This window comes from Mucilaginibacter sp. (assembly GCF_039925265.1).
Lineage (GTDB): Bacteria > Bacteroidota > Bacteroidia > Sphingobacteriales > Sphingobacteriaceae > Mucilaginibacter.
Map to the genome: position 1 here is coordinate 179,810 of NZ_JBDSZG010000046.1, position 25,220 is coordinate 205,029.

General features: G+C 45.2%; 25 protein-coding genes. 9 read left to right on the forward strand and 16 right to left on the reverse strand.

What is annotated here, in order from left to right; genetic code table 11:
- Positions 1-35: 35 nt before the first annotated feature.
- Positions 36-1,994: a sialate O-acetylesterase gene (locus ABIX36_RS21210; RefSeq protein WP_348084172.1), complete on the reverse strand. Its 1,959-nt coding sequence runs from the start codon at positions 1,992-1,994 to the stop codon at positions 36-38.
- Between the two features lie 217 nt (positions 1,995-2,211).
- Here ABIX36_RS21210 and ABIX36_RS21215 point away from each other — a divergent pair, with 217 nt between their 5' ends.
- Positions 2,212-2,427: a hypothetical protein gene (locus ABIX36_RS21215; RefSeq protein ID WP_348084173.1), complete on the forward strand. Its 216-nt coding sequence runs from the start codon at positions 2,212-2,214 to the stop codon at positions 2,425-2,427.
- 12 nt (positions 2,428-2,439) lie between these two features.
- On the opposite strand, the gene ABIX36_RS21220 is transcribed toward ABIX36_RS21215, so the two are convergent.
- Positions 2,440-3,033, reverse strand: coding sequence for a DUF2892 domain-containing protein (locus tag ABIX36_RS21220; RefSeq protein WP_348084174.1), 594 nt, complete (start codon positions 3,031-3,033; stop codon positions 2,440-2,442).
- 74 nt (positions 3,034-3,107) lie between these two features.
- Here ABIX36_RS21220 and ung point away from each other — a divergent pair, with 74 nt between their 5' ends.
- Entirely contained in the window at positions 3,108-3,791 is a 684-nt protein-coding gene (gene ung, locus ABIX36_RS21225; RefSeq protein WP_348084175.1) for a uracil-DNA glycosylase, read from the forward strand.
- A gap of 140 nt (positions 3,792-3,931) precedes the next feature.
- Here ung and ABIX36_RS21230 read toward each other — a convergent pair whose 3' ends face one another.
- Entirely contained in the window at positions 3,932-4,402 is a 471-nt protein-coding gene (locus tag ABIX36_RS21230; RefSeq protein ID WP_128533168.1) for an Lrp/AsnC family transcriptional regulator, read from the reverse strand.
- Between the two features lie 129 nt (positions 4,403-4,531).
- On the opposite strand from ABIX36_RS21230, the gene ABIX36_RS21235 reads away from it, so the two are divergent.
- The 3 genes from ABIX36_RS21235 to smpB are packed head-to-tail and all read left to right on the forward strand — an operon-like array spanning position 4,532 to position 7,528.
- Positions 4,532-5,182 carry a metal-dependent transcriptional regulator gene (locus ABIX36_RS21235; RefSeq protein ID WP_348084176.1) on the forward strand — a complete coding sequence of 217 codons (651 nt, stop codon included), beginning with the start codon at positions 4,532-4,534 and terminating at the stop codon, positions 5,180-5,182.
- Positions 5,179-7,059, forward strand: a complete 1,881-nt coding sequence (locus tag ABIX36_RS21240) for an Nramp family divalent metal transporter (protein ID WP_348084177.1) — start codon at positions 5,179-5,181, stop codon at positions 7,057-7,059. The genes ABIX36_RS21235 and ABIX36_RS21240 overlap by 4 nt, the downstream gene beginning before the upstream one ends.
- Before the next feature lie 19 nt (positions 7,060-7,078).
- Positions 7,079-7,528, forward strand: a complete 450-nt coding sequence (gene smpB / locus ABIX36_RS21245) for an SsrA-binding protein SmpB (protein WP_128533165.1) — start codon at positions 7,079-7,081, stop codon at positions 7,526-7,528.
- 131 nt (positions 7,529-7,659) lie between these two features.
- Here the strand turns inward: smpB and ABIX36_RS21250 are convergent, their stop codons facing one another.
- The 3 genes from ABIX36_RS21250 to ABIX36_RS21260 all read right to left on the reverse strand — a co-directional run bounded on the left by ABIX36_RS21250 (position 7,660) and on the right by ABIX36_RS21260 (position 11,296).
- Positions 7,660-8,316, reverse strand: a complete 657-nt coding sequence (locus ABIX36_RS21250; RefSeq protein ID WP_348084178.1) for a protein-L-isoaspartate(D-aspartate) O-methyltransferase — start codon at positions 8,314-8,316, stop codon at positions 7,660-7,662.
- Positions 8,317-8,415: 99 nt separating this feature from the next.
- Positions 8,416-10,905: a primosomal protein N' gene (gene priA, locus ABIX36_RS21255; RefSeq protein WP_348084179.1), complete on the reverse strand. Its 2,490-nt coding sequence runs from the start codon at positions 10,903-10,905 to the stop codon at positions 8,416-8,418.
- 4 nt (positions 10,906-10,909) lie between these two features.
- Entirely contained in the window at positions 10,910-11,296 is a 387-nt protein-coding gene (locus ABIX36_RS21260) for a DUF423 domain-containing protein (protein ID WP_348084180.1), read from the reverse strand.
- Between the two features lie 85 nt (positions 11,297-11,381).
- On the opposite strand from ABIX36_RS21260, the gene ABIX36_RS21265 reads away from it, so the two are divergent.
- Both ABIX36_RS21265 and ABIX36_RS21270 read left to right on the forward strand, forming a co-directional pair.
- A complete protein-coding gene (locus tag ABIX36_RS21265; protein WP_348084181.1) occupies positions 11,382-12,992 on the forward strand; it encodes a hypothetical protein in 1,611 nt (536 codons plus the stop codon).
- A 122-nt stretch (positions 12,993-13,114) separates the two neighbouring features.
- Entirely contained in the window at positions 13,115-14,554 is a 1,440-nt protein-coding gene (locus ABIX36_RS21270) for a DUF5723 family protein (RefSeq protein ID WP_348084182.1), read from the forward strand.
- On the opposite strand, the gene tsaB is transcribed toward ABIX36_RS21270, so the two are convergent.
- From tsaB to rpmH, 4 genes are all read right to left on the reverse strand, one after another.
- Positions 14,551-15,228, reverse strand: coding sequence for a tRNA (adenosine(37)-N6)-threonylcarbamoyltransferase complex dimerization subunit type 1 TsaB (tsaB, locus tag ABIX36_RS21275; RefSeq protein WP_348084183.1), 678 nt, complete (start codon positions 15,226-15,228; stop codon positions 14,551-14,553). The two genes, ABIX36_RS21270 and tsaB, sit on opposite strands and share 4 nt — an antisense overlap.
- A gap of 180 nt (positions 15,229-15,408) precedes the next feature.
- On the reverse strand, positions 15,409-15,651 hold the full coding sequence (yidD, locus tag ABIX36_RS21280; RefSeq protein ID WP_348084184.1) for a membrane protein insertion efficiency factor YidD: 243 nt from the start codon (positions 15,649-15,651) through the stop codon (positions 15,409-15,411).
- Positions 15,648-16,031 carry a ribonuclease P protein component gene (locus tag ABIX36_RS21285; RefSeq protein WP_348084185.1) on the reverse strand — a complete coding sequence of 128 codons (384 nt, stop codon included), beginning with the start codon at positions 16,029-16,031 and terminating at the stop codon, positions 15,648-15,650. The genes yidD and ABIX36_RS21285 overlap by 4 nt, the downstream gene beginning before the upstream one ends.
- Positions 16,032-16,107: 76 nt before the next feature.
- Positions 16,108-16,266: a 50S ribosomal protein L34 gene (rpmH, locus tag ABIX36_RS21290; protein ID WP_096351641.1), complete on the reverse strand. Its 159-nt coding sequence runs from the start codon at positions 16,264-16,266 to the stop codon at positions 16,108-16,110.
- A 143-nt stretch (positions 16,267-16,409) separates the two neighbouring features.
- Here rpmH and ABIX36_RS21295 point away from each other — a divergent pair, with 143 nt between their 5' ends.
- Complete coding sequence (locus ABIX36_RS21295) at positions 16,410-17,282, forward strand: ChaN family lipoprotein (RefSeq protein WP_348084186.1); 873 nt, start codon at positions 16,410-16,412, stop codon at positions 17,280-17,282.
- Between the two features lie 38 nt (positions 17,283-17,320).
- On the opposite strand, the gene ABIX36_RS21300 is transcribed toward ABIX36_RS21295, so the two are convergent.
- The 3 genes from ABIX36_RS21300 to mscL are packed head-to-tail and all read right to left on the reverse strand — an operon-like array spanning position 17,321 to position 18,603.
- Positions 17,321-17,665, reverse strand: coding sequence for an MmcQ/YjbR family DNA-binding protein (locus tag ABIX36_RS21300; RefSeq protein ID WP_348084187.1), 345 nt, complete (start codon positions 17,663-17,665; stop codon positions 17,321-17,323).
- A gap of 2 nt (positions 17,666-17,667) precedes the next feature.
- A complete protein-coding gene (locus ABIX36_RS21305; RefSeq protein ID WP_348084188.1) occupies positions 17,668-18,183 on the reverse strand; it encodes a DUF3592 domain-containing protein in 516 nt (171 codons plus the stop codon).
- 9 nt (positions 18,184-18,192) lie between these two features.
- Positions 18,193-18,603 (reverse strand): large-conductance mechanosensitive channel protein MscL, encoded by a 411-nt coding sequence (gene mscL / locus ABIX36_RS21310; RefSeq protein ID WP_348084189.1) that lies wholly within the window; start codon positions 18,601-18,603, stop codon positions 18,193-18,195.
- 150 nt (positions 18,604-18,753) lie between these two features.
- Here mscL and rpoN point away from each other — a divergent pair, with 150 nt between their 5' ends.
- Positions 18,754-20,229, forward strand: a complete 1,476-nt coding sequence (gene rpoN / locus ABIX36_RS21315; RefSeq protein ID WP_348084190.1) for an RNA polymerase factor sigma-54 — start codon at positions 18,754-18,756, stop codon at positions 20,227-20,229.
- Between the two features lie 82 nt (positions 20,230-20,311).
- Here the strand turns inward: rpoN and ABIX36_RS21320 are convergent, their stop codons facing one another.
- Genes ABIX36_RS21320 through ABIX36_RS21330 form a run of 3 tightly spaced genes read right to left on the reverse strand, consistent with a single transcriptional unit; the run spans position 20,312 to position 25,216 of the window.
- Positions 20,312-20,662 (reverse strand): four helix bundle protein, encoded by a 351-nt coding sequence (locus ABIX36_RS21320; protein ID WP_348084191.1) that lies wholly within the window; start codon positions 20,660-20,662, stop codon positions 20,312-20,314.
- A 40-nt stretch (positions 20,663-20,702) separates the two neighbouring features.
- Positions 20,703-21,716 (reverse strand): type IX secretion system membrane protein PorP/SprF, encoded by a 1,014-nt coding sequence (locus tag ABIX36_RS21325; protein WP_348084192.1) that lies wholly within the window; start codon positions 21,714-21,716, stop codon positions 20,703-20,705.
- Positions 21,713-25,216, reverse strand: a complete 3,504-nt coding sequence (locus tag ABIX36_RS21330) for a PKD domain-containing protein (RefSeq protein ID WP_348084193.1) — start codon at positions 25,214-25,216, stop codon at positions 21,713-21,715. The genes ABIX36_RS21325 and ABIX36_RS21330 overlap by 4 nt, the downstream gene beginning before the upstream one ends.
- Positions 25,217-25,220: the final 4 nt, after the last annotated feature.

Here is a 25,220-nt window from a genome sequence, read left to right on the forward strand (position 1 = left end):
AAAAAGGCCCGTTAAGGGCCTTTTTTGTTTAGCAGTTATTCAAATTTCTTACCCGAAGATACGCTCGGCCAATCATCCGTACGGAACGGGCTTACGGGCATCCCTTGTGTGTTAAACAGGTTAGCGTCAATGGGAGCGTCTGTCCAGGCATAGCGGGCGGCTACGGGCTTGGGCACATTTGGCGACCAGATCCTTACCTGGTTGCCGCTTATTACTGCTTGCGCGTAGTAAAACTTATGATCGGCACCGGCGATTTCAAAGCCTTTTAAGTAGCCATATTTATCCTTCACCATCAAACCGTTTTCGGCGTGAGTAAGGTTGATCATGGCATAACCTGTGCTAAAATCTGCGGATGCCAGTTGGGGGCTTTCGGCAAAACCCGGCACATGGTATACGAGGTTAAACGCCGAAGCAGCCAGTCGGTAACCCACAGTTGCTTTATCTTTCGGGTGAATATTAAAGGCATCGCCCACATCAATGGTTATGGCTGTGCCTGTGTTAGGTAGTTTTAGTGTAGTATTTTGTGCTTCGCGCAATTCGGCCCAGCTGCTACCAGCGTTGCTGTTCTGCGTACCACCGAATGAGGCTAACTGCACGAACAGGAAAGGAAACGGCGATTTCCATTTTTCCCGCCAGTTGTTGATCAACAGCGGGAAAACCGTGCGGTATTGATAAGCTCGTTCTACGTTTGCTTCGCCCTGATACCAGATCACGCCGGCAATCCCATAAGGCAGCAAGGGATTTATCATGGCGTTATAAAGCGAGAAGGCGTTATTATTGGGCATAAAATCGAAATGATAAGGTTTACCCAGATCAGGCATTACCCGCCATTTACTATCTGCAAAACTTATGGTAGTATCTGCAAAACGAGTATTAAAGTCACCCGAGTATGCGGTGAGCCCGATATCAAAGCGGGAAGTATCTTTTTGCGTTCCAAGGGCAACCAATAAGGTATTGGCTCCACCCTTCCAGCTTCCTGCAGGGAGCTGATACTTGTTATCGGACGAATTGCCGTCTTTATCTATCCGCACACCGTTTATGTAGATAGCAGCACTGGTGCTGGTTTGCCCCAATGTAATAACGGATGGCTCCGCTACATAGGTGCTATCCAAAATGATGGTGCGCTGTATAAACCCCTGCCCGCGGTAGGAGTATAACCTTCCAACCCATTCCCATGAGCTCGGCATGTATCCCTGCTGCCAGCTATCAAAAAAGCTTGCGGGCTTTGCGGCGAGCTCAGCGGTTGTATAATTCACGACAGGCATACCACGATATGCCCAAAGCTTTAGGCGCTTATCTGCCCTGGCGGCTAACTCTTTTTCGTTTACCGGTAATCCGGGTACCACGGCTGCTAATTCGGGCGAAGCAAGCATGGCGTCCCTGCTTATCCAGTCCTCGGCTTCGGTACCGCCCCAACTACTGTTAATCAAACCAACGGTAACGTGTAAATTCTCCGCCAATCGCTTTGCGTAAAAATAGCCTACGGCAGAAAAATCGCCAACGGTGTTTGCCGTGGCTATCTTCCATTCCCCGCCTGTTAATTCGGTTTCCGGTTTAAGGCTTACTTTATGCGGGACATAAAACTGGCGCACGGCAATGTTATCAGCAATCTTCCGCTCTGCCTTAAACCCGTAGGCGTTCTTCAGCTGGAACTCCATATTGGATTGTCCTGAGCAAAGCCAAACCTCGCCCAGCATTACATCGGCATAAGTGATGGTGTCCTTGCCTGATGATACGATCATGGTGTATGGGCCGCCTTCTTTCATGGCGGGGTATTTTACTTTCCAATTGCCCTGCGCATCGGTAGTAGCAGTTTTAATGATGTTATTTAAACTAACACTCACCTTAGCGCGCTTTGCAGCTTTACCCCAAACCGGGATGGCTTGATTTCTTTGCAGCACCATATGGTTGCTAAATAACTTACCTGTAGCAAGTTGGGCAAAACCGGCCTGTGTACAAAAACACGCGAATACAGCAAGGAAGAAAACTTTCATGATCGGTATCGTAAAGAAAGGGTTTATGGGTTGGTTACCGGGAGTAAATATAGCCAATTGGCTGCAATGGAGAACGTTATCAACACATATCTTCCACAATTGTGAAAAATAACGGCGCCTGGTATTCACAATTCCTTAACAGAATGATAAAACTAATCAAACTTTCGTTTTAGATAAGATGTTTAACTTTATATCAAACACACTAATAGGAATACACATGACTAACTCCATCCTCGAGATAACCGAAAACGAATACCTGATAAAACTGAACAGAAATACTTTTAACCTGTCGTTTATCCGTAGCCTGCTTAAAATGGTGGAGGTGGCCGAACCGTCCGAAGAGAAGGCTTATAATGTTGTTGACAGGCATATATCTGCCAATCAAAACCATTCTTCGGAGCCGGATTATTTTAGCTCGCTCGACGAGAAATAAAATCCTTCCTGCTTAGAATTTCTGCTGACGGAAACCGCCGCGTATTACCTGCGGCTTATCCATTTGCGCCATCTGGCCTTTCATCATCTTTATCTGGTCGGCAAGAAGTTTGTTTTTGTCGTCTTTAGCAGCTTCCTTTAAATATACATCAGCTTCGCGTTTGCTATTATTCCGTTGCGCCGCAGAAGCACCTGCAGCATTTGCCTTTGCCATGGATATACCTGCAAGGCTCAGTTTAGCCAGCGCGGTGTTGTGGCTCATGCCCATTCCCAATTGCAGGGCCTTCTTAAAGTATTTCTCCGATTTTAATGGTGCTTTGCGAGATTCGATTAATCCGATAAGCAGGTTGTAGTAACCATACTGGCCTTTATATAGTTGTTTTTCGTAATCGGTAATTTTAAGCAGCCATTTTCCGGATTCATCGGTATTTTCTTTACGCAGGTAATACTGCGCAATCAGCATGTTCTCGTTAAAAAAGAAGGTGAGCAGTATTAAACCGCCGATTAAAAACACAGGTATCCCCCATCCCCAAAAGCCAAACACACACAGGGCAACGCCGCCACCCATTGTAACACAAGCAATAATTAACCTAACTATATTCGACATAATTTGTATTAGTATAATCAAAGTGCGAATATCGTTATTTGTAAGCTTACAATAAAACATCTGTATTAATATTTATGGCAGGAGAATTAGAGCCCGGCTGGCAGAAAGCCATCGGCACCGAATTAACAAAACCGTATATGCTGGATCTGAAAAATTTCCTGGTACAGGAAAAGGAAGCCGGCCACATTACTTACCCAAAAAACAAAGAAATTTTTAACGCTTTTAATATTACACCTTTTGATAATGTAGAGGTAGTAATTATCGGCCAGGACCCCTACCACGGCCCCAACCAGGCTCACGGGCTTTCCTTTTCGGTGCGCGAAGGGGTACCAGCTCCACCATCGTTAAAAAATATTTACAAAGAGTTAGCTACCGATATCCCCGGCATCCGGATCCCCCAGACCGGTGACCTCACCAAATGGGCCGAACAAGGTGTATTATTATTAAACGCCACCCTAACCGTTCGCGCGGCCACGGCAGGCTCACACCAAAAAAAGGGCTGGGAAAAATTCACCGATGCCGCCATCAAAACCCTGTCGGATGAGAAAACAGGAATCGTATTTATACTTTGGGGCGCCTATGCACAATCGAAAAGCGCGCTCATCAACCCAAACAATAATCACCTCATCATCAAATCCACACACCCCTCTCCCCTTGCGGTAAGCCACGGAGGCTTCTTTGGCTCAAAGCCATTCTCTAAAACAAATGATTTTTTGAAGAAAGAAGGGAAGGAAGAGATTGATTGGCAAATCGGGTAGATGTGCAGATATGCGGATGTGCAAATTTCAGATGTGCAAATATGCAGATGGAAAAAAAATGCCCTTAAACTAAAATGTGCAGATCAGCTTTTATTGAAGCTCATCTACACATCTGAAATTTGCACATCTACACATCTATCTTAATATTCCAGCGGCACTATCGGCTCTTTCTTGCTGGTGCTCATGATCATCATGGTTTGGAAAGTTTTTACCACGGTGATGCGGCTTATTTTATCCATGATGAGGCGCTCGTACGATTTAATGTCGCGCACGTAAACCTTTAGCAGAAAATCGCACTGTCCGGTTACGTGGTGGCACTCGGTAACTTCCTTAATATTTTGGATCTCATCCAAAAAAGTTTGAATGGTATTCTTCTGGTGAAAATCCAGCGAGATCTGGATAAAGGTTTTTATGCCCAAGCCCAATTTCTCTTCATCCACTAAAGCGTGATAGCTTTTAATGTACTCGGCGTTCTCCAGTTTGCGCACGCGTTCTAAGGTAGGTGCCGGTGAAAGCCCTATTTCGTTGGACAGCTGCAGGTTGGTTATGCGGCCGTTTTCCTGTAATATCTTGAGTATTTGAAGGTCTATCTTATCTAATTCAGCTCCCATGGTACATGCAAATATAAAATAATCTACATCACACAAAATATAATTCCACACAAATATCGTTTAGCAGAACAAATTAAAAACAATTGTAGTTTTTTAGACAAGTCTAAAAATAATATTATATTTGACTAAATGAATACATTAGCCGAGGAGAATTATCTAAAAGCCATCTATAAGTTAGCGTCGCTTACAGAGAGCGTGAGCACCAACCAAATAGCAGCATCGCTGGAGACAAAAGCCTCGTCGGTTACGGATATGCTGCGCAAGCTGTCTGATAAAACACTCATCAATTATACCCGTTACCAGGGCGTAAGCCTTACCGAGGCGGGCGAAAAAGTGGCTATCAATATTATCCGTAAGCACCGGCTTTGGGAGTATTTTTTGGTAGAAAAGCTGAATTTTAAGTGGGATGAGGTGCATGATATGGCCGAGGAAATGGAGCATATCTCCTCTAACGAATTAATAGACCGGCTGGATGAATTTATGGGCTTCCCCAAGCGCGACCCGCATGGCGACCCGATACCCGATTGCAACGGGCAGTTTAAAATAAATGACCTTAAACCAATTTCGGCAATGGCTGTTAGTGCCAGGGGGATTATTTCGGGCGTTAGGGATCACTCATCCGTTTTTTTACAATACCTGGAAAAACAGGGACTCATCATCGGCAAAAAAATAACAGTAAAAGAGATCATCAGTTATGATAACACAGTAGTACTGCAAATGGATAACAAAGTTTTACAAATAAGCCACGAGGTGGCGAATAACCTTTTGATAGCTATATGATAACAAGCGAATCGTTGGGCGATGTGCACAACTCGGTAGGTACCGAAAATAAAACCGGCTGGCGCAAACTGCTTTCATTTTTAGGCCCCGCCTATTTGGTAAGCGTTGGTTATATGGACCCTGGTAACTGGGCAACCGATTTAGCCGCCGGCAGCCAGTTTGGTTACAAATTGATATGGGTGCTGCTGTTATCAAATATGATTGCCCTTCTGTTGCAAAACCTATGTGTAAGGCTGGGCATAGTGCGCGGGCTCGACCTGGCGCAGGCATCCAAACACTCGTACCCGCGCTTTGTAAATTTTTGCCTGTACATATTGGCGCAGATCTCTATCATCGCCTGCGATCTGGCGGAAGTGATAGGTATGGCCATTGGTTTAAACCTGCTGTTCGGCTTGCCGTTAATATGGGGCGTATCTATTACGATGCTGGATACTTTATTGCTTTTGTTCCTGCTGAATAAAGGGATGCGCAAGCTGGAAGGCTTTATTATATCGCTGATATTTATTGTGGGGCTGGCCTTTTTACTGGAGATGTTTATTGTGCAACCACACGTAATAGATGTTGCCAAAGGCTTTATCCCAACAGAGCTGAACAGCCGTTCGCTTTACCTGGCCATTGGTATCATCGGCGCTACGGTAATGCCGCATAACCTATACCTTCACTCCTCCCTGGTGCAAACCCGCAAGATAGACCGAACGGAAGAAGGCATAAAAACCGCCATCCGCTATAACTTCTGGGATACTACTATTGCCCTTAACCTTGCTTTTTTTGTGAACGCGGCGATACTGATACTGGCTGCCAGCGCATTTTTTGGCCGAGGTTACCACGAAGTTGCCGAGATACAGGACGCGCATCAATTGCTCAGCAATATTTTTGGTAAACTGGCACCCGCCTTGTTTGCCATAGCCTTGATAGCCGCCGGGCAAAGCTCTACCGTTACCGGCACGCTTGCCGGGCAAATTATTATGGAAGGCCACCTCAACCTGCGCATAGCACCGTGGCTAAGGCGTTTGCTCACCCGGATATTTGCTATAGTACCCGCGTTTTTCACCATTCTGCATGCGGGGGAAGAAGGCCTGGGCAAACTATTAATACTAAGCCAGGTAGTGCTAAGTCTGCAGTTAGGTTTCGCTATTATCCCGCTCATCCATTTCACATCTGATAAAAATCGGATGGGTAAATTTGCCACCGGGTTGCCTTTAAGAATATTGGCCTGGGTATTTGCCGTGCTGATTGTGGGATTAAATGTTCGCCTGGTGATACAGGAAATTGGCACATGGGCTGATGCTAACCAGGGCTCGGCCAACTTGGTGCATTTTGTTATAACACCTATAGCCGTAGCCATAGGCGCGTTGCTGCTTTACGTTTTCCTTCGCCCGCTTTTATACAAGCATACCGACCAGCGCACTTACATTCCGCACGGCATAGCAGCATCGCTTGATAACTTAGAGCCTGTGCACTATAACCATATAGCGGTAACCATTGATTTTTCTAAAAACGACCAGGACTGCATCCGTCATGCCCTAATGCAAGGCGGTAAGAAAGCCAAATACAGCCTCATCCACGTGGTAGAAACGGCCGGGGCAAGGTACTACGGCAAGCAGGTAATGGACAACGAAACCCAAAGCGATGTAAACAATTTAGATAAGTATGTGGAGGCTTTAATCAAGCTAAACTATAAGGCGGAAGCGAAAATTGGCTACGGTGGCCCGGCAACGGCCATTGCCGAAATTGTGAATAGCGAAGGCATAGACTTCATCGTAATGGGCTCGCACGGACACAAGGCAATTAAGGACCTTATTTTTGGAACCACCGTTAATACCGTGAGGCATAAGGTAAACGTACCTGTGCTGGTTGTTAAGCCGGGCGCAAAATAATTTGCATATTTGCAGCGTAATGAAGCAGGATATCTACATCAAGAATAAAAAAGCATACTTTGAGTACCACATACTGGACAAATACGTAGCGGGCATACAATTGCTGGGTACCGAAATAAAATCCATCCGCGAAGGTAAAGCCAACGTGAACGATGCTTTTTGCACCTTTATTGGCAACCAGCTTTACATCCGCAATCTGCATATTTCCGAGTATTCCTTCGGTTCGTTCTACAACCACGAGGCCAAACGCGACCGTGTGCTGCTGTTGAATAAAAAGGAATTAAAAAAACTCCTTACCCGTGGCGAAGAAAAAGGCTTGACCATTATCCCGCTTGCCCTCTTCATTAGCGAGCGAGGCTTTGCTAAGGTGGAGATAGGCCTCGCCCAGGGTAAAAAGACCTTCGACAAGCGCGAAACCATGAAAGAGCGCGATACGAAAATAGAGATGGACAGGGCGATGAAAAGGTAGGAAGCCCCCCAGCCCCCTGAAGGGGAGCAGAATTTTACATTAAGATATAGACCATAAATAAGAATACCCTTTGACAAAAATTAAAGGGTATTTTGCTTTTCAAAAACTCCCCCTTCAGGGGGCTGGGGGGCTCACCAGGCCCTATCCCCTACCAGCGGCACAAACCTGAACGTATCCAACACGTGCCTTTCGTAATCGTTTTCGCTGGTTTTTAATACGGTAACCATTTTTTGGGATTTCTCATCGCCTACCGGGATAACCAATATACCGCCTATTTTGAGTTGTTTTAATAGCAGGTCGGGCACGGTTGGGGCACCGGCGGTTACAATGATCTTGTCGTACGGGGCATCGCTGGCGATACCTACGGAGCCGTCGCCTAAAAAGAATTTGGGTTTGTAACCCATGTAGGGTAAAACCTGTATGGTGCGTTCGTAAAGTTTTTCCTGGCGCTCTATAGTGAACACTTTTGCACCAACCTCCATCAATACACAGGTTTGGTAGCCGCAACCTGTGCCAATCTCCAGCACCTTATCGCCTTTGCGGATGTGGAGCAGTTCGGTTTGATAAGCTACGGTGTATGGCTGAGAAATGGTTTGCCCTGCACCTATCGGGAAGGCAATATCCTTGTAAGCCTGGTTCCAAAAAGTTTCATCGAAAAAATAGTGGCGGGGTATCTTACCAATGGCAGCTAAAACCCGTTCGTCCTCAATTCCTTTTTTTCGCAAAACCTCAACCAATCGCTTACGCGCACCCTGTTCCCTGTAATTATCTATAAACTTATACGCCATACAAGATGCTAAGATAATACACGGTTGAGGGATTTAGCGATTAACACGATTGATTTACCTAATGGCTATTTTATCCAACTGATTTAGAGGCTAATTCTTTTAGTATGGATCTACATCGGGTTGAACGATACAGCCCTTACTCAATTTAGTGGTTTGGAATTGCGTGATCACATCTCGCATCAGGGCTTTTGCCTTTACTACCGATACGCCATCCCGTTCAAATTTTAGCATGATGGTTTTGATGTAGTAATTGCGGATGCGGTTGACAAGCGGTGCCTCGGGGCCGATCACCCGGTCGCCGAAGTGTTTACGGAGTTCGTTGGTGAGGTATTCTGCCTGGTTATAAAGTATTTCGGGGTTCTTGTGCTTAATATCTATGCTGATGATGCGGTAAAATGGCGGGTATTTAAAGCTTTTACGTTCCTCCATTTCGGTAAAATACAGGTCGGCGTAATCATTCTCTATCACCTGTTTTATTACACGGTGGCTGGGGTCGTAAGTTTGGATGACTACCTTGCCTTGCTTACCCCTGCGCCCCGCCCTGCCGCTTACCTGCGCCAGCATCTGGAAGCTGCGCTCGTTGGCGCGGTAATCCGGGTATTTCAAAAGGCTATCGGCATTGATGATCCCAATAACGGTTACATCCGCAAAATCGAGCCCTTTGGCCACCATTTGAGTGCCTATTAATATGTCTATCTTTTTCTCCTCGAGGTTATTCAAAATGGTTTGCAGCGAATTTCGCGAGCGGGTGGTATCCAGGTCCATCCTTGCCAGGCGCACATCGGGCATTAATACCGAGAGCTCATCCTCTACTTTCTCGGTACCAAATCCCTTGTATTCTAAATGGGTAGAACCGCATGCAGGGCAAACCGATGGCGTATCTTCCTTATAGCCGCAATAATGGCAATGCAGCTTGGTAGTATGCTTATGATAGGTAAGGCTTACATCGCAGTTGATGCATTTTGGCGTATAAGCGCAAACCCGGCACATCAGCACCGGCGCGTAACCCCTGCGGTTCTGGAAGAGGATCACTTGCTCCTTATTCTCCAGCGCAAGCTGCATATCCGCCATCAACACACTGGTAAAGTGCGATTGCATGGTTTTTTGCTTCAACTCTTTGGATATACTTACCACCTCTACTAATGGCAGCTGCACACCGCCATAACGTTCAGTCAGTTCTACCAAACCGTATTTGTGGGTACGTGCGTTGTAGTAAGTTTCAAAAGACGGCGTAGCCGAGCCTAACAGCACTTTACCGCCGTGCATATTTGCTAAATAAATAGCGGCATCACGGGCATTATAGCGGGGTGCCGGGTCGTATTGCTTGTAGGATGTTTCGTGTTCCTCATCTACGATCAGCAGCCCAAGATCATGGAACGGCAGAAATATCGACGACCTTGCGCCAAGCACCACCTTATACTCGTTACGCAACACTTTTTGCCAAACCTCCACCCGCTCGTTATCATTAAAACGGGAATGGTAAACACCGATAGTACCGCCGAAATAAATGCGTAAACGTTCGATGATGTGGGTGGTTAAGGCAATCTCCGGCAGTAAATAAAGCACCTGCCTGCCGGTTGCTATCATCTCCTCTATCAGCTTTATATAGATTTGGGTTTTACCCGATGCAGTTACGCCATGCAGCAGCACCACATCTTTCTTTTCAAAATGCTGGCGTACTTCGCCCAAAGCCAGTTGCTGGGCTTCGCTCAGCGTAAAATTGCTTATCGCCTCGTCGTCCTCTTCATATCCAAGGCGGCTAATCGTTTTGTGCTCGGCAAAAAACACCTCTTTTTCTATCAGCGATTTTATGCTCGATTCGCCCGCGCCGCTTTCTTCTATCAATTCGTTCTTAGCCACCGCTTTTTGCTGGCGCGATAATTTAAGATAGGTTAGCAGCGCGTCGGCCTGTTTTGGCGCGCGCTTTTCCAGGATCTCAAAAAGTTCTTTGCGGTTATCGGAGTTATGGTAAACCGGGTTTAAAGTGATATAAGTTTTCTTGCGCGGTTTATACCGTTCGCTTACTTCTTCGGATATCGTGATAACGTTTTTTTCGAAGAGCGACTTCAATATCGGCATTACCGTTTTTTGGCCCAGCAGTTTTACAATATCGCTCACCGTTAATTCGGGTTGAATATCCAGCGCTTCGGTGATGAGGTACTCTTTATCGTTCAGTTGGGTTTTATCGTACTCGTATTCCCGGTTCAGCATTACCTTGGTTTCGCTGGCCAGTTTTAGCGCCGAAGGGAGGGCCGCGTTCATCACTTCACCCTCGTTGCACATATAATACTCGGCCAGCCAGTGCCAAAATTGTAACTGCCGCAGGGTAACTACGGGTGCATCGTCCAATATCTCGATGATGTATTTTGCTTCGTATTTTTCGGGAGCATGCTCGCTGATGGCTGCGATAATGGCGGTATAGAGCTTGCTTTTACCAAATTGCACCACCACCCTTTTACCCATCACAGCCCCATCATTCATCTCGAATGGCACGCGATAGGTATAGTTGCGACTGATAGCCAAAGGCAATATCACCTCAACAAAAAGCGTTTTACGGTTGTGCAGCTGCACTTCGGCAAATTCTAACATCAGATTATTTGTTTCGGAAAGCAGCGAGTGCAAGTGTTATCCAGCCAATTATAAATAATAAGCCACCAACAGGGGTAACCGGGCCAATAGCTGTTAAGCCGGGCATTTTTAGCAGGTCGCGACAGGCCAATAAATAAAGCGAGCCCGAGAAAAGGATAATACCAAATGTGAACAAATAATAAGTGGCCGTTACAAGCCCATTTTTAAACCTGGTAAAGGTTGATAGAAACAGCAAGCCGAAAACGTGATAAAACTGGTATTGCACCCCAGTTTGCCATACTTCCAGTTGCCGTGGCTCGAGCGATGCCTTTAAGGCATGAGCCCCAAAAGCGCCGCACATAACGGCAATAGCGCCAAACAGCGCCGCGGTAATAATAATTTGTTTGTTCATGCAGATATAAAAGGCTAAGTTAACCAAATGAAAGTATTACTTTATTGTGGTACGGTAAAATTCTAACTTGCGTTCGCAAACGGAGATGAAAAAACTCATTCTATTTACACTTATTTTAGTTGCCGCGACAGGATACATTACCATTAAGTACTTTAAAAGTTTAAAGTCATCGGGTATGCACGCGGGCAACATTATGCGCACCATTCCCGATAACGCGGTGGCTGTGTTTGAGTTTAGCAACGATAAGGGGTTTTACGATATATTCACCGGCAACACCTTGCTGGGCAGCCTGATTGGCGAGCAAAAACTGAGCGAGCTGGACACGGTAAGAAAGACACTTTTTGCCACCCACTTGTTACAGCGGCTATTTGATGGCAGCAATATTTTTATCTCACTCCATTCATCCAACCAGCCCGAAACAGAATTATTGCTTACGGCTGCCGCCGCTAAAGATGCTGATATAGGCGCATTTGATGCGCTGGCCAAACAGAAGAAAACCGGCATGCTGATAACCCCCTTAACCATCGACGAAAAAAAAGGGTACACTGTTTTCTTCGCGCAGTTAAAAAAGCGCTTTTATATTATTAATACCGACGAGAACATCTACTCGGCAAGTTTTTCCAAAGAATTGCTCACCAGGGCCGCCCTATACAAAAACGACAAAGAGACCGAAGCGTTTGTCCCGCTGCCCGATCAGCAGAACTCAAACTCGCTGGCCAATTTGTACATTAACTACAGCCAGCTATCCTCCCTGTTCGATCAGCTGTTTAAAACCAAAAACCACGACCTGTTTAAAAGCTTACGCCTGCTGCCTGCATCAGCCGCGTTAAACCTTAATTATAAAGCGGATGCAATAATGTTTAACGGTTACACCAATATACAAACCGATAAACCAGCCAGCTACTTAAACTTGTTTACCACTCAGTCACCGGTACTCAACAACCTTAAGGAGATCTTCCCCTCCACGGTAGCGTATTCGATGGATATGGCTGTTTCCAACCCGGTTAAATTCCTTTCAGATCTGGCCGTATTTCATGATAAGGCAGGGCTAAAACCCGAGAAAGACACGCTGTTTGCCCGCATAAAAGCAGAAACGGGCATCGCGCTGCGAACAGAGTTAAACAGGGCATTGGGTAACGAATTCGCTGTGGTGACCACACGTTACAGAGAACGGATTGCACTGATAGCTGTAAAAGACGGCTCTAAGCTGCGCCCGGTAATGGCAAACATCAGCACCATGGTAAATGATGAAACCGGCGAGTTTAATTACAATAAGCTCCCCTACTTTTTATTGGGCGATGCTTTTAACTCCTTCAAACGCCCATACTTCCGCATTATTGATAATTACCTTGTGCTTGCAAATAGCATAAAAGAGCTGGATAGCTACAGCGACAGTTACCTTAACCGCAAATTTTTAAACAAGACCGGGCAATACAACCGGTTTGATAATTTGATGGGCGAACGAAGCAACGTTACTTTCTTCATCAACTTTAAAAACGCGCAACCTATATTAAAGAACGATCTGAAAGACGATTTCTTTAATGCTTACAAAAGCAATAAACTCTCGCTCGAAAACTTTTACGCCGCATCTTACCAGCTTACCGCTACCGATAATAACTTTTATACCAATTTTTGCATGTTGCAAAATATGATTGATACAACCGGTGGTAGTAAAACATCCAAAAGCCCTCAATAAATACAACTCTGAGCGCTTAATTCCGTTAAAGGGTTATATTATTGGGCTAAGCGTACCCCTAAGTCAAATTTGAATTATATATTTAAGGGCGTTAACCGCGAGCATAGATACGGCGAGATTTTATGAAGAAATTTTTATTGGCATTCCCTTTTTTACTTTTTACCATCCAATCCTTTGGCCAGCAATTTTCTCAGTACAATACCGGTACCCTTTACGATTCTTTTGAAAACCCTTCGCGAGCCTCCTTCACGCCAGATTCCAGCAGGAAATACGCGTTCAACTTCTTGCTGCCAAACTTTTCGGTAAACTCTTTTTTAACCGGCAATTCGCAGGTGCCGTTAAAAACAAGGGCTTTTTTAGGCTATTATAATACTGCCAATTTAAAATTTGGCGAGAACAGGCTTAACCGCGTCAATGCCAATCTCAATTACTACTCCATTATGTATAAGGCTTTCACTAATCTGGATGGCAATGCGGAGATTGGTATATCCGCGCAAACAAGGATAGAAGGAAGGGGTATTTTCAGTGATGAATCTGTAGCCCTGTTTAATGGCCCCACCGCCTTTAAGAACGATCATTACGACAATATTTTCAACAACAGCGGCACTTACCAGGCCTATCACCAGGTTAGTTTTACCTATCGCGAAAAAATAAACCGGAAAATCGCCGTAGGCGTTAAGCTAAGCGCTTTGATGGGTATTCGCTACCAAAAGATAGACGTGGCAACTTCCACGCTGGATATTGACAGGCCAAACGACCAGGCATTTTTGGCTATGACCGGGAAATACAAATTAAACTATATCCCCGGCACTTTTACCACACACGATTATCTGCCCACCTTCAGAAACCCCGGGGCAGCCATCGGCGCGGGTGTTTCGCTGCGTACACGCGATGCCTTTAACCTGCAATTCAACGTAAAAGATCTTGGTTTGATACGCTGGAGCAGCCGGTCGAGCACGTATAACTTTGCATCCTCAGATACCATCTCTGCCTTTTCTTCGGGCAGGCGCGAGCGTAATATTTACGAAGCCGCAAAAAACGTGGCAAAAACCAATGAAGTTTTAGGGTCATTCGTCACTCCTACAAATGCTAAAATTGAAATTAGCGCCAATAAAACATACTGGTTAGATTATAACAGCCAGTACAGATATTCTCCTACCCTTATCCTATCAAAGGAAATGTTTTTTGACGGCGTCACCGCAGCATTGGTTAACCCCATAACGCATGGTAATTACACGCTTACGCTCACCACGGCCTATAACAATTACAAAATACTAAGTGTAGGCGGGCAGTTTATGATCAAAACGCCGAACGCAGAGTTTTTTATAGGCAGCGAAAGATTATTTCCAACTGGCAGACTTCTTTTAGCTTCAACAAAAAGCGAGGGGCAGATAAATCGCAGCGCATCTTACACCGGGGCGGACATGTTTTTGGGAGTTACCTTTAAATTTGGCCCGCTGATAGAGCATCCGCTTAATGCCAGCTATATCCCTATTGAAAATAAGCCTGGTTTCTTTAAACGGATCTTTAGCCGGATCTTTGGAAAAGACGACGAGTATTAAGCGTTTGCTTTTTTACCAGCGATAAAATCTTTGAGGTAATAAGGTTCAAAATAAGCCACATCAACAAAATCCTTTTTATTGAATTTGTCAAGGGCTATACCTGTAAGGTAAACCGCCGAGTTTGTAAAGCCGGGTAAAAAGTGTGCGTTTGGGTTCTGCCCAAGGGCTTCTCTGCATTTCTCGGCACCGTCGCCAAAAAACAACACCTTATGATCAGCCAAAACATCGGCAAAGCTATTGCTGTCTACAATTTCTGCCGCGGTAGGTTTTATGGTATTATCCCGTGCATCAAATATAGCGGTGAACACTTCCATCCGACGGGCGTCTATCATTGGGCATAGCAGCATTTCGGCATCGGTTTGCGCAACGCCTTTAGCCATTGCAGTCAAAGTTTCCACAGCTATCAATGGTTTATCCAGCGCGAAGCAAAGACCTTTTGCGGTAGAAACCCCAATACGTAAGCCCGTGTAGGAACCGGGCCCGCAGCTTACCGCAATAGCATCAAGATCCGCGTAAGTAATACCGGCTTCCTTTATTAAACCATCAATATAAACGGTTACCACCTCGGCATGTATATTGCGCTGGTCTATTTCTTTAAAACCCAATACCTCGCCGTTACGCGCAAGCGCTACAGAACAGGAGGTGGTGGCGGTTTCTATTTGTAGAATGATCATTTAAGTCAAAATTAAAAAGTCAAAATTAAAAATATCAGGCCAAGTGGTTTTGACTTTTTACTTTAAACTTTTGACTTCAATCATATTTTAGTTCAAAGTTAAGAGTATAAGGCCCTTAGTTTTAAGTTACCCAACCAAGGCGGCTAACTTTTTACTTTTGACCTTAAACTTTTGACTTATTCATGGAACCGGATCATGCCCGTGCCCACCCCAGGGGTTGCAGCTGGCTATCCGTTTTATAGTTAGCCACCCGCCTTTAAAAGCACCATATTTTTTTATGGCGTCTAACCCATATTGCGAGCAGGTTGGCGTATACCGGCACGATGCCCCCGTTAAGGGTGAAATAAAGTACCTATAAAATTTTATCAGCAGCAAAAAAATGCTCCCGATAAGGCCGTTGAATAAATCCCACAAAAATTTCATTTGGATACCTCCGCCGCCATTTGCCCCAAAAGTTTCAGCATCTTTTTTTCGACGAACGCAAAATCTCCTATCTCTTTACCAATATAGCCAATGGATAAAACTATGCGTTTATCAGCATCGGTAAGTGGGGAGTATAAAAGCGATTGTTTATTTAAGCGGTAAGCTTCGCGCATGAGGCGCTTTATTAAATTACGGTCTACAGCGCGCTTGTAGCGCTTCTTAGCCACCGCAAATAATACCTGCACAGGAAATTGCTGCTCAGCATCTGAGAGCATCCAGGAGGCCCTGAAGGGGTAACATAAAAAAGAAGAACCGTTATGAAAAAGCCCGTCGATAAGCTTCTTGTTACATAACCGTTCTTCTTTTTTAAAAGTATGCATAGTTGTTAGTGCTGAACCTAAATTAAGCTTGTAACCGGTTCGGCCCCTTATTTAATAAGGAGAAACAACCGGCGTATTAAGCTTTGTGGCTGCGCTCGTCAGAAACTGACAGTCTTTTGCGGCCTTTGGCTCTTCTTGCTGCTAATATTCTTCTGCCGTTAGCAGTTGACATGCGCTCACGGAAACCGTGTTTATTTCTTCTTTTCCTTTGTGAGGGCTGAAACGTTCTTTTCATGGCTATATTTTATTCTTATTATCCTTAATCTTCCTTTTAAAAAACAAGAGTGCAAATGTAGCGTATTTTTTAGTTTATTCAAATAGAAATGTTGTAATTTGATAACGTGTATTTATTAACATACTAACATCCCGGTTTAAGTCATGAAAATTACTGTTATCGCACTAATGCTGTTATTACCGCTCGCCGCCCTGTGCCAGGACCCTATGGCCGCGCATTATAAGGTATATAATACAGCTAAAAACGCCCCGACAACCATAGATGATGTGGTGAACGATATGGCAAAAGCCGATGTGCTTTTCTTTGGCGAGGAACATAACGACAGCACCGGGCATTACCTGGAAGCACTGATATTTAAAAAACTGATAGAGAAATACCCGGCAAAAATGGCGTTATCGATGGAGATGTTCCAAACCGATTGCCAAACCGTTTTGAATGAATACCTTGCAGGGTTTATCCGCGAGAAGAATTTGATTAGCGAGGGCCGCGCCTGGAAAAACTATAAAGATTACCGTGCCATGGTTGAATCCGCCAAAGATAACCACCTACCGGTTATTGCCGGCAACGCCCCTACCCGCTATACCAATATGGTTACCCGCGTTGGGCTGGGCGACCTGCAAAAGCTTGATGCCACAGCCAAAAGCTGGCTTCCTCCCCTGCCTATTGATACCGCTACCGGCCGTTATTACGAAAAGTTTGGCGAGGTAATGGGTGGCCACGCGGGGCCAATGAAGGTTTACCAATCGCAAAACTTGTGGGATGCTACCATGGGTTACTCCATAGCAAAGTTTTATAAGGCGAACAAGGGGAGCAAGATCTTCCAGGTAAATGGTGGTTTTCACAGCGAGGAAAAACTGGGTACGATTGCGCAGTTAAAAAAGTATGCACCCAACGTCAAAGTCATCAATATCCAGGCGTACGCCGATGACGGTTTTGAAACCCCAGACTGGACCAAATTCACCAAATTTGGCGACTATATTATTTTAACGAACCCTAAACTGGCTAAGACGTTTTAGTGAGTAGTGAAAAATCGTAAATGGAGCTATTGTTTTGGTTATTCTTCAAAAATTACCAAATCGCCAAGCTTTTTCGGAGCTACCGTGCGGTAGGCAGTTTTCAGCAGATCGATAAGCATTTCTTCGCGTACGGTGAGAAGATTGGCGTGGGTCCACCCCTGCTTGCCCCATTTATTGGGCACAGGGTAAACTACAGTTTTATCAAATGCGCAAAACACATCCTGGTCTATTGCCGGCAGCTTAAGCGTAGCCCGGTTCTCCTTAGCATTAAGCGTAGCGAAGATCTTCTTACTCACCTTAAAAGATCGGTTCTCGAAATGCGCATCCTCCACCGCCTCGGGCAGCGAAAGGGCAATCTGTCGAAAGGTATCGGTGGTTATCATACTTATTTATCACCGTTAACTACTGCTACTTTCGCCATTTGCGGGTCGATAGATGAGCAAATTATTATAATAGTATCCTTTACTTTATACATGTCTATATTATTGGAGAAATCCTGATAATACTTTTTGTTATTATAAGTATAGCCAACGGTAATGGAATAAAAGGTGGATGACCTGTGGCGGCTTTGATTTTCTGCGACAACAACCCCTTTAACGCTTACACCGTTCTGTTTAAGCATACTTTCTTGAAACTCTCCTGTGTAAACAAGTAAAGTTACAAATAGTACAAGCCCTATTACCGAATAAACAGACCATACAATTATGGATAATGGCCTTTGTGTATAGCTGTTAAAGTTAAACCAGATAACAGCCAAGCCAAAATAGCCTGTAACCATAGCAATAAGCGGTACACAAGTGTATAGCGTGTTACTTTTATAAGAGTAAAAATAAAAGGCACAACCGCCTGTTAATAAAACGACCAGAAAAACTGCCGAAGATTTCCCTTTTTCGTGCAACATTACAGTGGTTTACTTCTTCGCAGCCAAAATATCTCTTATCTCTGCCAGTAAAACTTCCTCCTTGCTTGGTGCAGGCGGTGCGGCAGGTGCTGTTTCTTCTTGCTTTTTCATTGCGTTTATAGCCTTTATAGCAACAAATATGCAAAGGGCGATGATCAGGAACTGGATAATAGCGTTGATGAACAAGCCATAATGAATGGCTACCTCGGCTACTTTCGCCGTGGCATCCGCAGGGGTTAGGATGATCTTTTTATCGGCAAAATCTACACCGCCGATAAGATACCCGAGAGGTGGCATGATCACATCAGACACTAAAGAGGTGACTATCTTACCAAAAGCCGCGCCTATAATTACACCCACAGCCAAGTCAACCATGTTGCCTTTAACGGCAAACTCTTTAAATTCTTTTACAAATCCCATAATTCAGTATTTAGATATTTTTAAAGTTATCAATATTTAATAATCAACCCAAACAAAATAAAGTTAATAGCATTTACACCTTTACACTGCTTACCGCTTCTTTATTTTATAAATTAAGGTAATTGATGTACTTTTGCCCTTGTCTTAATTATGCTTAAACAGAACCTCCAGCAAAAACTTTTACAGAAACTTTCGCCGCAGCAAATACAATTTATAAAGCTGCTGCAGGTGCCTACCGTGTCGCTCGATACGCGTATTAAAGAAGAATTGGAAGAAAACCCCGCGCTTGAAGATATCAGCCTAACTAATATAAACGAACCCGAGGAACAATACCCCGACCGCGACCCCGACGAAGACACCTACAACAGTGACGACGAAAAGGGCGAGATGGACGAGTTTAATATTGACGATTACCTGCAGGAAGATAACGTAAACGATTACGGTTCGCGGTACGACCAGAACGGTGACGATGAAGACGAACGTAAAGAGATCCCTATTGCCGTGCAAAGCTCGTTCTTCGAGAGCCTGCAATCGCAGCTTGACCTGTTGCCGGTATCAGATAAAGATTTTGCCATTGGCAAGCAGATCATTGGCAGCCTGGATGACGATGGTTACCTGCGCAGGCCCATCATGTCGTTAACCGACGACCTGGCCTTTTCGCAAAACGTAATGGCCGAGGATGAAGAGGTTGAGGATATGCTAAAGGTGATCCAAAGCTTCGACCCTGCGGGTGTTGGCGCCCGCAGCCTGCAGGAATGCCTGCTCATCCAGCTCCGCAAAAAAGACGCTACCGACCCCATCATCAAAAAAGCGATAACGGTGGTTGAGGATTACCTGGACGAATTTACCCGCAAGCATTACGATAAACTGGAGCGCTCGTTAAACATGAACTCTATTGAGCTGCGCGGCGTTGTTAACGAAATACTAAAGCTTAACCCGAAACCGGGCGATAGCAACGAGGTAAGCACCAAGCAAATGCAGGTGATACCTGATTTCCATATCAGTAATAACGATGGCACGCTGATACTTACGCTCAACTCCAAAAACGCGCCCGAACTTAAAGTGAGCCGCTCCTACCAGGAGATGTTCCAGCATTACGATAAGGCGTCGCAAAAGGATAAGAAGATGAAAGAAGCGGTTCAGTTTGTAAAGCAAAAGCTCGATTCGGCCAAGTGGTTTATTGATGCCATCAAACAGCGCCAGCAAACCTTGCTGAAGACCATGAACGCCATAATGCAATACCAGTACGATTTCTTTTTAACCGGCGACGATAAGAATCTGAAGCCGATGATCTTAAAAGACATCGCCGACCGCATTGGCATGGATATTTCAACCGTATCGCGCGTAGCCAACTCTAAATACGTACAAACAGAACACGGAACCTTTCTGCTAAAATCATTCTTCAGCGAGGCTATCCAAACCGAAAGCGGCGAAGAAGTATCAAACAAAGAGGTGAAAAAGATCCTGGAAGAGCATATTGGCCAGGAAGACAAACGCCATCCCCTTGCAGATGAAAAACTAACCGACATCCTTAAAGAAGCAGGCTACAATATTGCCCGCCGCACCGTTGCCAAATACCGGGAACAAATGAATATCCCGGTAGCGAGGTTGAGGAAGGAGCTGTAGGTTAGTTCATAGTTGATGGTTCATAGATCATAGCTATTGGTAGATAGTTCATTGATCATGGTTGATGGTACGAAGAGAAAACTTACAGCGAGTTCTTCAATGCTGTGATCATTTTAACCAATATTTCGTATTCATTATATAAGTTTGTAAATAACTCATCGGCGATATAACCCCGTTTTTGGGCAATGAATAATCCGCTAACTACTTCAATACCTGAGCGGAAGGAATAAGTAAGAAATACTTTAAAAACGGCTTTGGTTTGTCCGGTCGATCCTTCGGCAATATTCAGCACAACTGAATCAGCGGCGCGTTTCATCTGCGACGACAAAACGTATATTTCGTCTTTAGGAAATGTTTTGGTGAGTTGATTAATCCGTTCACTTAAATCAAGCGCCCGTTGCCATACCTGCAAACTTTCAAACCTAAACGCCATCTCTCTTACTATGATCTATGAACCATCAACTATGAACTAACTAAAACCCGTGCTGCGGGCTCTTCAAATTATAGCGGTTGTTTAATAAGATGCCTAATACAATTTCGTGTGAGCCGTTGCTTACGGTGCGGAGGGCAGATGTGGTAACATCATAAGAGTAGCCAACGTTTACTACGCTGCTGAGGTTAAAGCCTGCCAGTACCGCGTACGAATCATCCTTACGGAAAGAGCCGCCGAACCAAAACCTGTCGCGGAAGGATAGCTTCATGGTGACATCAAAGGTTACCGGTGCAGGGTCAATGAATTTTAGTAATGCCGATGGCAGCAGGGTAACATCGTCTGATAAGAAGATCTTATACCCGCCTGTGGCGAAGAAATGCGGTACCGTTTTGCTTTGGTTCGCGGTATTCCCGGTAGTGATGTAAAGGTTTTGCGGCAATACCTGCTGTGCCGAGATCCCGAAGTAGAACCTTGAGGAATATGCCCAAACGCCCACGCCCAAGTCCGGTTTCCATTGGCTGTTGTTGATATTGTTCAACACCGGGTCGTTAGAGTTCTCCAGCGTGATCAGATCCGTATTGAGGTTGATATGGCTCACCCCTGCCGAAACACCAACGGAAACGTTAAGCTGATCCGTGATACCTAAATGGTAAGCGTAGGTAGCATCAATATTGGTTTGCGTAATGGGCCCTGCTTTATCAGACACGATCATGAAGCCGATACCGTGGTGAGGTTCGGCAGCGCGGTAGTATTGTGTAAACAACCTGCTCGAAGGATTTTCGCCACCCGATGCGGGGAACGCGGTTGCATCGCCCTGCACAAAGTTTTCGCCTAAAGGTGCGTTTATGCTAAAGTAGCTGGTTACCGGTGCTCCCTGCAAGCCGGTCCACTGGCTGCGGTAACCCAATTTGGCATCGGTATAGTTTTCTATACCGGTTACTGCCGGGTTTAACAGGTAGTTATTAAAAACATATTGCGTGTATTGCGGCCGCTGTTGCGCAAATGCAGCCGTACAAAATGAAAGCAATACGAATAAAAGTAAATTTTTCTTCATCTGATAATTGTGACACTTCCCGAAACCACCTTTCGGCCATTTTTAGGATTTATAATATAATAATATGTTCCTGAAGGTAAGTTGGCGCCTTTGTACGTTCCGTCCCATGGAATACCATAACCAGTAGACGAATATACCTTTTCTCCATATCGGTTGTATACGTCAACTGTGTTTCCGGGGTAGCTTTCTAAGTATTTTATGGTCCAGGTATCGTTAAAGCCGTCGCCGTTAGGCGTAAAGGTATTTATTACGCCCAACTTTTTCAGCACTTTAACAAAAATTTCGTCTGATGCCTGGCACCCATCGCTGCTGGTCACCGTTAAAGTATAACTAATATCGTCAATCGCGGAGCAAACGGGATTCAAAACATCATCATGATCCAGCCCGATAGCCGGGGTCCATTTGTAGCTTAAATTCTTACCCGATGCCTGCGCTTTTATCAGTACAGTCCCTCCTTCCAGCAATCCGGTATTTCCACCCGCGTTAACCGTTGGTGTAGGGTTCACCACAATATCCTGCGATGCACTAAAATCGCAGCCGTTTTGCGCCGTAAAGGTGTACGTAATGGTAAACGTACCAACGCCGGCGGCGGCGGGGCTAAACAGCCCGGTAGCACTTACACCCTTGCCGCTAAAAACGCCCGTGCCGGCAAACCCGTTTTTATTAACCGCTATCTGAATAGGTGTTGCCTCCCGGCAAACCGTACCTATCTGCGAAAGGGAAATAACAGGGTTGGCTTTCACTGTAATATCCTGCCCGGTAACGTCCACACAAGTTTCGCCGGAGTATGCTTCCATACGCACGTGGTACGTTTTAGTGGCGGGGGTGTTGAATAAGCTATAAGCATGGCTGTACTTCCGGCTCGCGGGCACATCGGGGCGGGTAAAGGTTTCAACGTCCTGGCGGTTGCCGTTATAGTCGTAATACCAAACTATTTTGGTAAAGTTGCCAAAATCCAGTGTTGATACCTCATTAAAAATGACCGGGTTGCTGCTGCAAAGCGCGTCTTTGTTTTCTACACTAAACTTTGCCACAGGCTGTGCACCATTCACGGTAAACTGCTGTGTTTTGGTAAACGAACAGCCGCTTGCCGATGTAACTGTTAAAGTAACCGTGTACACAGCCGCTACCGAATATCTGTGCTGCGGATCTTTAGCCGTTGAGGTATTCGGGTTAGCCGCTTTCGCATTGGCATCGCCAAAGTTCCATAAATAAGTAAAACCGCTTTCGCTGTTATCCGCAATCGTGCTCTTATCGGTAAATTTTGCAGCATCAGAGATACAAACATCGGGCAGCGAAAAATCCACCACCGGTATAGGGCTAACCGTGATGCTTTTTTCGAAGGTTATGCTGCTGCAGCCTTTATCATTGGTGAGTGTAAGTTTAATTTTGTAGGTACCCGTAGCAGCATACAAATGCGTAAACGGAGTCTTATCCGTCCGGGCTTCTGTAGTTCCGTCGCCAAAATCGTAAAGCCATTTTACAATGGTGCCATCGCCCGGCGCAGATACATCTGTAATAGTTACATCGTTATCAGCGCAAAGGGGGGCGCTCACATTAAACAAGGCAACCGGCGGCTTTGATATGTGCACCTTTATTGCTGCCGATGTATTGGAGCACTCGTTTATATTTTGGGTTGTTAAAATTACGTTGTAATCGCCCGTTGCCGCATAAATGTGTTCAGGATTTTGCAGGCTGCTGGTTGTACCATCACCAAAATCCCATAGCCAGGTTTTCAATTCGCTTCCCTTAGCATCGGTAGCATCCGTAAATTGTACAGGCTCGCCGGGGCAATTACCCACGTAGGTAAACTTAGCGTCGGGATAATCAGTAATATTAAAATCAAAATCTATATCTGTAGTTATGCCGCACAAATCGCCGTTGGGGTTTATAACGGTAGCGGTTACACTATAGTCTCCTGCTGCAAATTTCACCGTTGTATAATATTCGTAATTGTATAGCGTTTTCCCTTCCTTAACGGTAGTAGATACCACCATAGGGTTGTTATCTGTAAAAACAGGCCTGCCGTCTTTAAAATCCCAGTCTATTTTTGTTGTTTGATAAGGTAGCGTGAGCTGCATCCTATACTCAATATCCTTGCAGCCGCTAATTTGAGTGGGGCTGTTTGGCTTGTTATCCTGCAATGCTATAAACTGGTTTAAATTTTTAAGGCTGGCACCTGCCGCATAGCCGTACGATTCAAACTTGCCAAAGCCGTAAGCAATAGCATTAAACCCATCTGCCGCCCTTATGTTATGGGTACCGCTGGAAACTTCTATCTGAGCGTAAGCGTACGTAGGATCGCCGCTGAGTTGGGTAAAATTAGTGTACGGCCTGCCATCAAGCGTAAAAGTTGATTTTTGCGCATCCTTAATAACCACATTGATGTAGTGTGCCGCAATATTACTATAGGGGCTGGAGTACAGGGTAACGTGATCCAGTGTTTGCTCGGTAGGCGTTAAAAAGATCATTTCCGGGTCGCCCAGATCAAAAAAATCGGTTTGGCAGCTATTAAGCTGCTGGCCTTGTGATACCGCGTATTGAACCACCTGAATAGGTTTATCGGCGGTGATGATATTGGGTTGCTGCGAGGGGATCTCGTAGTTGTATAATCCGCGGAGCGGAAAAAAGGTCTTTTGCCCGTTAACCGTCAGGTTGGTATTATCATCGCTGAATATCACCCTGAAAATATCATAATTGCGGTGTTTAAGCGGCACGGTGATATAGCTTTTACCCCAGGATGCCGTTGGATAAACCTGCTGAAAAAGATTATCTGACGTAAAACCTGCCTCGCGGCAGCCTATCCCAATTTTTGTACTGCCCGAGAAAACTGCTATACGTTTACAATCGCCGTTGGTACTTTTGGCACGAATGATGGTGTTGGTTAGATCTGCCAACGCAAGCCCCTGGTAAACCTCGCCTTTTTTGAGGGTAAGTGTTATGGTTTGTCCAGCTCTCGACCCATCCAGCAGGTCGGCGGCAGGTATTACCTCAACAATGGTATTATCCTCCGTGCCAATCACCATAAAACTGGAGTACGAGCGCAAGTTATCCATTTCTGAATTAGACTGTTGCGTGTAATTGATAGAGTAATAATTTTTTCCCAACGCGTTCACCGGCAGCAAAAGCGTTGCGCCCGATACACTGCTTGCGTAAATGTGCGCATACACCGCCACGCTTTTCAGCGCGGTAATATGCAGACCCTTTAAAAACTGGCCCTGGCTTTTTAAATAAGCGCTGCGCGGAATGTCTACCTTGGTAACCTGGTTTGCGGTTACGGTATAGGGAATTGAGTAGCTACCATCGGCAACTTCAACCTTGCCGGTAGTATTGGTACCGCCGGTAATGTACAGGCTCATCTGGCTTTGGCCAGTGCTTTCTATATGCGACATATAGGCCGTCCAGAACTCCTTGCCCTGGTTAGATTGGGCCAGGCCAGTATAGGCGCAACAAATTAAAATGAATGCTATTGCTGCACCTATCGCCTTTACCCTATTCAATTTA